Annotated in this window: 7 protein-coding genes; 3 read left to right on the top strand and 4 right to left on the bottom strand. The window is 38.3% G+C overall.

Features of this window, described 5'->3' with window-relative positions; all coding sequences use genetic code 11:
• Window positions 1-160: 160 nt before the first annotated feature.
• Complete coding sequence (locus FL972_RS16955; protein WP_144607183.1) at window positions 161-961, bottom strand: N-acetylmuramoyl-L-alanine amidase family protein; 801 nt, start codon at window positions 959-961, stop codon at window positions 161-163.
• On the opposite strand from FL972_RS16955, the gene FL972_RS16950 reads away from it, so the two are divergent.
• Both FL972_RS16950 and FL972_RS16945 read left to right on the top strand, forming a co-directional pair.
• The gene (locus FL972_RS16950) at window positions 960-3,746 is read left to right on the top strand and encodes a putative LPS assembly protein LptD (RefSeq protein ID WP_222116049.1); all 2,787 of its coding nucleotides are present in this window, start codon (window positions 960-962) and stop codon (window positions 3,744-3,746) included. The two genes, FL972_RS16955 and FL972_RS16950, sit on opposite strands and share 2 nt — an antisense overlap.
• A gap of 211 nt (window positions 3,747-3,957) precedes the next feature.
• Entirely contained in the window at window positions 3,958-4,188 is a 231-nt protein-coding gene (locus FL972_RS16945) for a hypothetical protein (RefSeq protein WP_144607181.1), read from the top strand.
• A 29-nt stretch (window positions 4,189-4,217) separates the two neighbouring features.
• Here FL972_RS16945 and FL972_RS16940 read toward each other — a convergent pair whose 3' ends face one another.
• Window positions 4,218-5,879: a T9SS type A sorting domain-containing protein gene (locus tag FL972_RS16940; protein ID WP_144607179.1), complete on the bottom strand. Its 1,662-nt coding sequence runs from the start codon at window positions 5,877-5,879 to the stop codon at window positions 4,218-4,220.
• A 493-nt stretch (window positions 5,880-6,372) separates the two neighbouring features.
• On the opposite strand from FL972_RS16940, the gene FL972_RS16935 reads away from it, so the two are divergent.
• On the top strand, window positions 6,373-10,212 hold the full coding sequence (locus FL972_RS16935) for a PAS domain-containing protein (protein WP_144607176.1): 3,840 nt from the start codon (window positions 6,373-6,375) through the stop codon (window positions 10,210-10,212).
• Between the two features lie 579 nt (window positions 10,213-10,791).
• Here FL972_RS16935 and FL972_RS16930 read toward each other — a convergent pair.
• Entirely contained in the window at window positions 10,792-11,058 is a 267-nt protein-coding gene (locus tag FL972_RS16930) for a T9SS type A sorting domain-containing protein (RefSeq protein WP_144607174.1), read from the bottom strand.
• 53 nt (window positions 11,059-11,111) lie between these two features.
• Window positions 11,112-11,321: a hypothetical protein gene (locus FL972_RS16925; protein ID WP_144607172.1), complete on the bottom strand. Its 210-nt coding sequence runs from the start codon at window positions 11,319-11,321 to the stop codon at window positions 11,112-11,114.
• Window positions 11,322-11,447: the final 126 nt, after the last annotated feature.

Genomic DNA, 11,447 nt, shown 5'->3' with positions numbered 1-11,447 from the left:
TCTTAAAAATTATCTTTTAAGTACCTTTTAAATATTTCGCCGAAGGCGTATTTCAATTTATTTCCACTGTATTTCCAAACCTATCTCGCCGAAGGCATATCTTGTTAATATCTTGAAAAACATCTTTTTAGATATTTCGCCGAAGGCGTATTTCAATTATTCAATTCCCTTCTATCTGGATCTTATAATCTCTGATGGACCTGAATATAGCGGAAGCCATATATTCCTGACCTTGCTTACTCATTAAAAATGCTTCCTCAGTAGAATTTGACAGGAAACCTAATTCAACCAACACAGAAGGCATGGAGGGTGTCCAAAGCACATAGAATGGGCCTTGCTTTACTCCACGGCTTTTTCGTCCAACTCGATCTTTAAACTGCGTTTCGATTTGATCTGCCAAAGTCACGGAGTTTTCAAAAAATGCTCGAGACATCAGGTTAAACATAATGTATGATTCAGGAGAAGAAGGATCGAATCCCTCGTATCTTTCCTTGTAATCTTCCTCCAATAACATCACGGAGTTTTCCCGCTTAACAATATCAAAGTTATTATCAAAGTGCTTCATTCCCATTACCCATGTCTCTGTTCCAAATGCCGACTTATTTGCGGCGGAATTGGAATGGATGGAAACAAAAAGATCAGCCTTATTAATATTAGCGATTTGGGGACGCTTTTCTAAAGTTGGGAAACTATCATCATCCCGAGTGTAAATAACTTCTACATCAGGTAGATTTTCCTTGATATATTTTCCAACAAGTAAGGTAACTGCAAGGTTAATATCCTTCTCTCTGGCTCTAGAACCTATATTTCCAGGATCTTTTCCACCATGACCTGCATCTAATACGATTTTTTTCATCCTAAATGCCGGCATCATCGTTTCATTGGGAATAAACCCGCCAAACACAAAAGGAATCAATAAAATAAGACTTAGAATAATTTTTTTGTTTTTGGACCGTACCATGAGGGCAATAAAATTAACTTTACGCGAAATTTCACTTAAATTCATCAAAGCGCAAGCAACAGTGCAGGGAAACAGACTCCTTTTTTTCAGTATTCTTCTTTTTATCCTTCTACCCCAACTGGCCGAAGCTCAGAGAACTGGCCGTGCCCAGGAGAGAAAGCTGACCGCACCCGATACCTTACAGGTTCCTCCGGCCATTCAAAATGATACTCTCGCTATTCCCAGCGATACACTTGCGCTTCAAGATTCGGCAAAAATTGTGCCTTCCAGCCCAATACTTTCAGAAATTACTTATTTCGCGGAGGACAGTATTGTAACTGACTTCGAAACCAATAAGGTATATCTTTATAATAAAGCCTGGTTTGAATATGGAAAGATGAGGTTGGATGCGGATCGCATCGTAATCGACTGGAAAAATTCAGAACTCTATGCTACAGGAGTTACGGACAGTACAGGCACAATCTTAGGAAATCCCTTCTTTAAGGATGGAGACGCAGTCTATGAAATCCGGAAGGAAATGCGGTACAACTTCAAAACTCAAAAAGCCATCATCAAAGATGTGGTCACAGAGCAACAGGATGGGATTTTGCGGGGAGAAACCATCAAGAAAACGGCAGATGGAAGCATCTATCTTGATCATGGCTATTACACTACCTGCAAGCTGACCGAGCCGCACTGGCATATATCTTCCAATAAACTGAAGTCCATAGAGGGAAAGCAGGTTGTATCAGGACCTTTCAATTTATACTTCAATGGGATTCCAACTCCATTAGGCCTCCCTTTCGGACTTATCCCTAATACTCCTGAAGAAAAAGCTTCAGGTATCATCTTCCCCAGTTATGGACGCGAGCAGGTTCGAGGCCTTCTCTTAAGAGATTTTGGTTACTATTTCGCGATTAACGATTACATCCACGCACGTCTGACAGGAGACATTTATTCCAAGGGGGGCTGGGGAGCAAAAGCACAGTCTGTGTATAAAAAGCGATATAGATACAGCGGAGGGTTCAATGTGGATTTTCAAAAATTCAAATCCCCAGAGACAGAATTGAACCCGGTAGATTATAATACCTTCCGGGTAACCTGGAACCACACGCCAGAATCAAGAGGAACTGGCCGATTCTCAGCCTCTGTCAATGCAGGAAGTACCAGCTATTTTAATACGGTGGTCAACCCTAATAATTTCCAGAATAACATTACTTCAGACCTTCAATCCAGCGTCACCTATACCAAGCAGTTTTCCGGAACACCTTTTTCTATGTCGGCTTCAGCCCAGCATTCTCAGTCGGTTTCCACGGGTGAGGTAAGGTTGAGACTTCCGAATTTCAATGTGAGTATGAATAGACAAAGTCCGTTCAAAAACATCAATTTCGAACCTCTCAAAACATTGAATATTGCCTGGAATTTCGATTTTCAAAATTCCATTACCAACAGAATTCAGTCCCCTACTCCTATTGATCCGGAATTGGGTGGAACAACAGCCCCATCCCTCATCGATTTTACTCCTGCTAATTTTGCCCTATTGCTAAAAAATGCCAATAACGGCGCTCAACATAGGATTCCGATCAGTAGTAACTTTACGCTTTTCAAGTATTTCACAGGAACTGGCTCAGTCAATATCAATGAAGTCTGGTACTTTCAAAAATTGAAATTTTTCTACAATCCTATTTCAGAACGTGTAGATCAAGTAGTAGAAAACGGGTTCAACCGAATAACCACATATACGAGTTCATTCTCCATGACTACCAACGTCTATGGATTTTTCAACTTCAAAAAAGGAAAAATTCAGACTATCCGTCAGCATATTCAGCCGTCTTTTGGCTTTAGCTATACTCCGGATTTCACCAGTGAGTCTTTTGGTTACTTTCAGAATGTTCAGACCAATGCCGAGGGAGCTACCCGATTATACAGCAGGCATCAGGGATTTATTTATGGTGGAGCACCTCAAGGAGAATCAAGGTCGCTGACCATGAGCTTGAGATCAGTGATTGAAGCCAAAATCAAAAACAATCAGGATAGCACCAGTGAAGAAAGCACCAAGAAAATCCCCCTGATTGAGAATTTAGACTTGAACACCTCCTATAATTTTGCCGCTGATTCTTTTCAGCTTCAGCCTATGCGGATCTCTGCCAGAACCAGCTTTTTTGACCGGAAACTTTCCGTCAACGTCAGTACTACACTGGACCCTTATGCAACCACGACTTTCACCAATAATAGCGGGACTACTTTAGAAAGAAGGATTAATTCTTTTGCCTGGAATAATGGACAAGGGCTTGGAACACTTCGAAATGCCTCTTTAAACATAAATGCCTCAATCAATCCTAATAATGCTCAAAATCCGGGTGAACTTCGGGATGAATTAACCAACCAGTTTATGCAGCAAGGCGGTGTGATGAATGAATTTGTAGAAAGCCAAATCAATCAAATTGTCACCGACCCGAGCCAATATATAGACTGGAATATCCCTTGGAATCTGACTTTGGGATACAATTTAAATTACAATAAGCAGTCCACAGGAATGACCAATATTACTCAGGCATTACAGCTATCAGGGGATGTTTCACTTTCTGAAAAGTGGAAAATCAATTTTAATACCGGTATTGATCTTCAGACGCAGGCCATCACTCAATCCATGATAGGCATTGCCCGTGATCTTCATTGCTGGCAGATGAATGTCAATTGGGTACCTTTTGGAAGATTTACATCCTACAATATTGATATAAGGGTCAAATCTAGCATACTTCAAGATCTAAAAGTTTCGAGAAGAAGATCTTTCTTTGATCGGTAAATCGAGTTCCATTATTATTTTGCCTTCTTTCGGTAGCTAATGAACTATACAGGGAGTCAATCCACTCACTTCAAAGCCGAAAGATGTACGAATATTGAGTGGCTTGATTTGGAATTTTATGAATTTTTGTTAGATTGAACTAAATCAATCTTTTTATTACATGTTCAATTTCAAAAAGTCTTTACCCTTAATATCTATTTTTTCGGTTTTAATGAGTGTAATTTCCCCGGTTGCCAAAGCTCAAAAATCACCAGGCATTCCAATGCCGAGTGGACCGGTAGATTTATCTGAACCCTCGAATGTGGTTATTTTTATCATTATTCCTGCCATCATTTTGATTGCTTTTTTGATCTTTAGAAAAAGGATCAAGAAAATAAAAGAGGAAAAGAGAGAGAAATTAAAGGATGAAAATGAGAAGAATAGAAGTTCTAAAACGAAATGAATTAATGCCTTTCAATAGGACTTGACCAATTATTGCTTGACCAATTTGATTACCTGGGTTTGACTACCTTTTGTCAATTTCAGATAATATGCACCATCCTTCAAATTGGAAGAAAAGCCCTCCAATCTCTTATTCAATTCTGAAAGACTGGAAGACTCCCAATTTCCTAAAAGATCAGATCCGTTGTAAAGGCTAATTTGAATTTTTTCATAATCCATTGGCTTCAGGTTTTTATTCCCAATGCGAAATGTTTTAGAAAACGGATTAGGGTATGCTAGCCAGGCTTCTTCAATTTCCAAATCAGCTGGTTTTAAAACAGAAATTACCTTACTGCTTTCAGGTTCATCAGCCTTTCTGTGAATTCTATAATAAATCAATGGGGAGAGCATGGTTGCGCCTAAATCCTCATAAGAGTACCATTGAGAAACTTGAGATGGCCCTTTGGAGGGAATAGTCGCAATTACTTCCCATTCGAGATTTCTATCCAAAGATCGCTCTAATTCATACCGCTCCTCTCCTGTCTCTGAGAGCGTCTCCCATTTTACCTCCACTGATTCCTTTTTGGAAGTTGCAGTAAACTCTCCAAGATAAATCGGCAGCAATCTGAAACAAAAATCACCAGTCAGACTCTCCCAATAAACCGGATCAGTATTTTGGCTAAACAAAGCCGAACATGAACCAACCGGGGTAGTTATGGAGGCAACCGTGGTTCCACATTTACTCAATACTGTACTGCCTGTTTTTGTAAAATTATAATATTCAAAATTAGACCCCGGGAAAAAACGGAATTGACTTGACCCACTGAAATTGACAGTTTCAATAGATGTATTCCCATAATTATCAAAAAGCCCTGAACCTGATAGATTAAGTTCCGGAAGATTGAGGTTTGCCCCAGCCTCTACTACCACATAGGCATCTCCTTCTACAGTTATGCCAGTACAAATATTAGCTGTACCTCCTGTACTCCCTCTAACAATCAACTGATTCTTTGCTGGCAACCTATTATCCTGAAAACCCGGGTTTCCGGCAGAAAGGTAAATTTGATTGGCTTCAAAAAGCCCCTCAACTAAAAAATAATTGGTATTGGAATTAGGAAATCCTGCATAATGACTGACCCGTAATACTGCATTAGGCAAGACATGAAAAAGCACTCCATCATAAGTATTGGTACCCGGGTTAATTATGCTTGCCACTTCTGAGGAAACGTAAGATCGAAGAATATAGGAAGACAATTTTCTATAATATACCGCACCTGATACAGTAAAAAGAGCATCTCCAGTTCCAGAACTGTTGACAAGAGTCAGGCTACTTTGCTCCATCAAATGAAGGTCTCTGTCCACAGTTAAAAAGACGCCGTCTGCAATATTGATTTCATAAACCGGGGAATAAAAGCCAAAATCGTAACCCGGGTTTAGAACCAATGACTGTGAAATGTTCACGGTGACTTTACAGTTATTTTTATATGTATTAAAGTTTGGAAAAGATGCAGTAGATATAATAGGAGGAAATAGGCTTAAAGAATTATTGGTACAACCTACCACATCCACCTTGTCCCAACAAAATCCGTTTGTCCAAGTACCGTCGCAACCAGGCTTATTTGGGTTGTAGGTATAAGTTTGACATAAAGCAGCCTCCCAACTTACAAGTTGGAGAATGAGTAAAAAGAAAAAAACTTTGACAAATATCTTCATAGTTCTTTTTTCATACTGCTTTTAACATTGTATAAAAAACAATATAATAGCATCATAACACCATTACAATTATCTAATTTTCAGGATGTTACAATCAAATATACGAAATTTTAAAGAAATCAAAATATTTCCAATAAAGTGTTTAAAGCACAAAATACAGTCATTAAGAAGCAAAATTTAATCTATAAAATAATAGTAAAAAATTTACTAACTCAAAAGCTATAATTCTATACAAATAGGCATCTATACACCAATAGATAAAGGCTTTATTTTATGAAAAAATAATGGGGTTATATACTCAAACTTATATGGATTGAAGCTCAAAACTCGGAAAAAAAATTAGGTGAGATATTATTTACCTAGTGAAGGACTTCTTCAGCTAACTCCCTGAAACTCTTTCTTGGCCTAAATACTTTCTGTAGATCGTATATCAAAAAAGGTATAAATCACTATATTGAATCAATTTACGCCCAATAGCCAAATCAGATAAGCCATGAGTATGTTAAGTGACGAGCGCCGAATTCAGGCATTAAAGTCTTACCACATAATAGGCACAGAAAAGGAAAAGGAATTTGACGACCTCACCCAAATTGCCGGGCATATTTGTGGGACTCCCACTGCCTTAGTAACCTTTCTGGACGACGAAAAGCAATACATCAAGTCAAAAATAGGATTTGATGACTCAGAGACTTTGATCAAAGAATCTTTTTGTCAGTTTTGCATTGACAATTTGGATGAACTCACCATCATTTCAGGGGCTAAAAAAGATCCACGCTTTTTGGGAAATAAATATGTCCATGGCGAAAAAGGATTTGATTTCTATGTGGGAGCCCCTTTAATCACTAAGGAAGGTTATTTTTTGGGAACTCTTTGTGTTTTGGACCATCAAAGCAGGAGTATTTCGGATCAACAAAAAAGCATGTTGAAAATACTTGCAGATCAGGTCATTCAAATATTGGAACTGAGAAAAAACAAAATCATTCTTCAGGAAAAGGTGAGTCAAATGGAGACTGAAAATCTCAAGTTTAAAAACATACTTAAAACAACTAACATCGGAACATGGGAATGGAACTTACTGACAGGCAAACTAACTCTGAATGGTAATTGGAAGAATTTGATGGGATTTGATTCTCAGACTCAAGAGGTCCATAGCCGAGAGGAGTATGAAAAACTTATACATCCTCAAAATATAGAAAGCAATCAACTTGACTTAAATACTTTTTTAAAAGGAGACTACCCTATCTATCAAAGCCAATATAAACTAAAGCATAAAAATGGCCATTATATTTCAGTACTAGACCAGGGTCAAATCACAAAATGGAAGGGGCATGAACCCGAACTAATGTTTGGTACGATAACTGACATTTCCCAGCTGGTACAAGTCACTGAAGAAATCGGTCAGCAGGACAAAAAGTTCAAACTCCTGGTTGAAAACAGTCAGGATGCTTTTGGCATCATCAATGAAGAGGGGGCTTTCTCATATATTTCACCTACCGGTTTGAAAATTTTGGGAAGTGAAAAACAAAAAAATTTCAACCCAAATTTTCTAGAGAATATTCATTCCGAAGATAGAGAAAAGTTTTTAGAGCATGTTTTGAATTCAAAAAAGCATCCAGGTATTGCTATGCCTCCAATTCGAATCCAAGTTGCCACACAAAATGATCTTTGGATTTGGCTATCAGTTACACTTACCAATTGGCTTGAAGATGCTCTGATACAGGGAATAGTTATCAATTTCAAAGATATTTCACAGGAAGTTTCCTTAGAAAAATTATTGGAAAATGCGTCAAAGTTAGCTCGCGTGGGAGCCTGGGAAGTTAACCTCGAAAATGGCGAAATTACTTGGTCAGAAATTACCAGGGAGATTCACGAAGTTTCAACTGACTACAAACCTACTCTAGAGGAAGCAATTCAATTTTATAGGGATGATTATCAAGAGCTGGTCCAAAATCAGGTAAACTCCCTCATTGAAACAGGGAAGCCTTTTGATTTTGAATGTCCAATTATTACCGCAAAGGGAAAAGAAAGGTGGGTGCGAGCAATAGGTGAAGGAGTCTTTACGGATATAAAATGTGTAAAGATATTAGGATCTTTTCAAGACATACACGAAAGAAAAATAGCCGAAAATCAATTAAAAGGACTTTCAGATAACTTGCCTGGCGTTATTTTTCAATATACCCTTCATCCTGATGGAACAGATTCATTGGATCATGTCAGTTTGGGTTCACACAAGATCTGGGAGATGAGCCCACAGGAATGCCAGGATAACATTCAAGAAATTTGGGATCAAATCAAACCTGCTGGTGATTATTTGACCTTGGTAGAAAGTATCCAAACCTCTGCTTACAAACTGACCCCTTGGACTTGCGAATGGAGACATATTGGAAAAGACGGAAAAATCAGATGGCATCAGGGTTTTGGCAAACCCCAACCGAAATCTGATGGAAGAATCGTATGGGACAGCCTGATTATGGATGTGACAGAGAAAAAACATCTAGAAAACCTGCTGACTCAAACCGCCAAGATGTCCAAAATTGGAAGTTGGGAAATTGACCCCCAGCAGCGTCCGTACTTTCTCAGTTGGTCAGATACCACTCAAGAAATATTAGAATCTGATTATCAAGGGGTCGAATTAGAAATGGCTTTCATGGTTTACAGCGACGAGTTTAAGGAAAGAGCTCGAATCGTCATGAAAGAATTATTGGAAGAGGGAAAACCTTTTGACGAAGAGGTCTCGCTGATTACTCCAAAGGGAAATGTAAAATGGGTTAGAGTAATTGGACAGGCGGTTGTAGTAAATGAAAAAGTCACCTATGTATTCGGTAGCTTCCAGGATATTCACGATCAGAAAATTGCCCAACTTCAGTTAAAAGACCTACTGGAAGAAAAAACTCAGCTCTTGGATAGTATTGGAGATGGGTTTTTCACCATAAATAAAAATCATGATTTCACCTATTTTAATCCCACTGCGGAGAAGTATTTTGAAAAAAAACGAGAAGAAGTTCTAGCAAAGAATATTTGGAAGATAATCGATAAAAACCAGGTACCTCTGACATTTCAAAACTTTGAGGAAGCCTGGAATTCAAAAAAAATCAGGCATTTTGAAGAATATTATCCAGATTTTAATAGATGGTTTTCAATTTCGGTTTATCCCTCCAATAAAGGACTTACCGTCTACTTTAAAGATGAAAGCAAAGCAATTTTAGCGGAAGAAGAAATCCGAAAATCCAATGAGAGATTTCAAATAGTTTCAGAAGCAACCAATGATGCCATTTGGGATTACGACATAGAACATGATGTATTATTTTGGGGGAAAGGTTTTGAAACGCTTTTCCATTATGACCTTCAAAAAATTCAGCCTAGCTTAGAATTCCTCCTCTCCTTAATTCATCAGGAAGACAGGGCTAGAGTAAAAGAAAAGATTCAAAAAACTTTTGAAGATCCAGAAATTAATAACTGGAACGAGGAATATCGATTTTTAAAAGGGGACGGCACCTATGCCTATGTGATTGACAGAGCAAAATTTATCAAAGACGCCAAGGGCAAACCCAAAAGAGCAATGGGAGCCATGACAGATATTACAGCAAGGTATGAATATCAAAAATCTTTGGAAAAAATAAATAAAGAGTTAGATCAAAAAGCAGAAAGTTTGGCTTCTATTAATTCGGAACTAGAACAATTTGCTTACGTGGTTTCACATGATTTACAAGAACCCCTGAGGATGATTACCAGTTTTCTTTCGCTTTTAGAAAAGCGAAATGATTCTCAATTGGATGAAAAATCAAAAACCTATATCTCCTTTGCCAAAGATGGAGCGGTGCGGATGCGAAAGCTGATCTTGGACTTATTGGAATTTTCCAAAATTGGCAACTCTTCCGATAAACCAGAAAAATTCAATTTTTCTGATTTGGTCAATGAGTCATTGTTACTGCAACAGAGATTCATCCGAGAGAAAAATGCTGAAATTATCGTGGAAGGCGATATGCAAATCCATAATTTAAAAACTCCGTTGCTGCAACTAATCACTAACCTCCTTAGCAATGGGTTGAAATATGCAAAAGATAACGAAAGACCAGTGATCGAAATTTCTTGTCAAGAACAAGGGAAAAATTGGAGTATGACAGTGAAAGACAATGGAATTGGAATAGAGGAAGAGTATTATGAAAAGATTTTCTTTTTGTTTCAAAGACTCGAAAACCGAAGTAAGAATGAAGATGGAACTGGCTTAGGATTAGCAATTGTCAAAAAAATCGTGGATCGATTAAATGGGAAAATTGAGGTTCAGTCCAAAGTGGGAGAAGGTTCTACTTTTACAGTCACTATTCCTAAATAAGAGTTGATCTTCAGATTTATGCTTAGTACACGAACCCTCCAAAGGTTTTCTAATCTGAAGGAATCACTGAAAAAATAACTCCTTCATTTTTCTAACTATTCTTTGGAGGGTTTTTACTCATGTTGCCCTCCCCCAGCCCCTCCTGGAGGAGGGGGGCGGGCATGAACCCTCCAAAGGTTTTCTAATCTGAAGGAATCACTGAAAAAATAACTCCTTCATTTTTCTGTCTATCCTTTGGAGGGTTTTTACTCATGTTGACCTCCCCCAGCCCTTCCTACAGGTGGGGGGCGGTTTCCGACCTACAATTAAGCAAAGGGATAAATGGGAGCTATCAAATGGTCAAATTAGTTGCAGGGAATACGAGGATTAGACTACGGCAAGATAGCCTACCCCCCATTACGGGAGACTAAACCGCTACGCCGCCGCGTTTCCGCGAGCAACTTAAGACTGCTTTTTATTCCACTCCTTTAGAGCTAAGCTAATAGCTTGGTCCTAAATTTATTTTCCAATTTTATTTGGACAATAAAACTGCGTAAAAGAATTCTCTTTACGCAGTTTTCAAAGAAATCCAAATTGATTTTAATTCTGTTTGATCAGTCGCTTTGTCAAGATATAATGCCCAACCTGAACTTGAACTTGGTATATTCCATTGCTCAATAGCTCCATGTCGATCTGACGCTTATAGCTATTCGATTGAAGTGATTCTTCCTCAATAACTAGCCTTCCTGTAGCATCAAATACCCTGATAATCACTGGCGCTTCACCACTAAAGCCTACCTGTATAGTTGCATATCGAGTACTAGGATTTGGATAGACTTGAAGGTTTATCGGTAAATCAGGCATCATCAAGGTTAAGTTTCTCTCGATGGATTGTTTGGCTCGATCTGTTGAAATTACCTTTAAGTCAATAGGAGCTTTGATTCTTCCCTCATCTCCTTTCCAGAAAATTTGACTTCCGTTATTCTAGGTGAAATTCTGTCTACAACAGTGACTTTAAATTCAGTGATTCCCACATTTCCATCACGGTCTTTTATTGTCAAGGTAACGCTATGAACCCAAATCAGAACAGTTGAAAGTAGATTTACTCCGTACAAGGTCAAGTTTACCATTTATGCATTCTGAATACGAGCCATTATCTACCTGTTTTGTAGAAATTGAAACTGATCCTAATATTTTCTGGTATTCCAATAATTTCAGGGAAAATATCATCAAGCACAGTAACTGTAACTTCTACT

Source organism: Algoriphagus algorifonticola (genome assembly GCF_007655305.1).
Taxonomy (GTDB): Bacteria; Bacteroidota; Bacteroidia; order Cytophagales; family Cyclobacteriaceae; genus Algoriphagus; species Algoriphagus algorifonticola.
The sequence above is the reverse complement of the archived record's forward strand: the minus strand, read 5'-3'. Positions and strand labels throughout refer to the sequence as shown.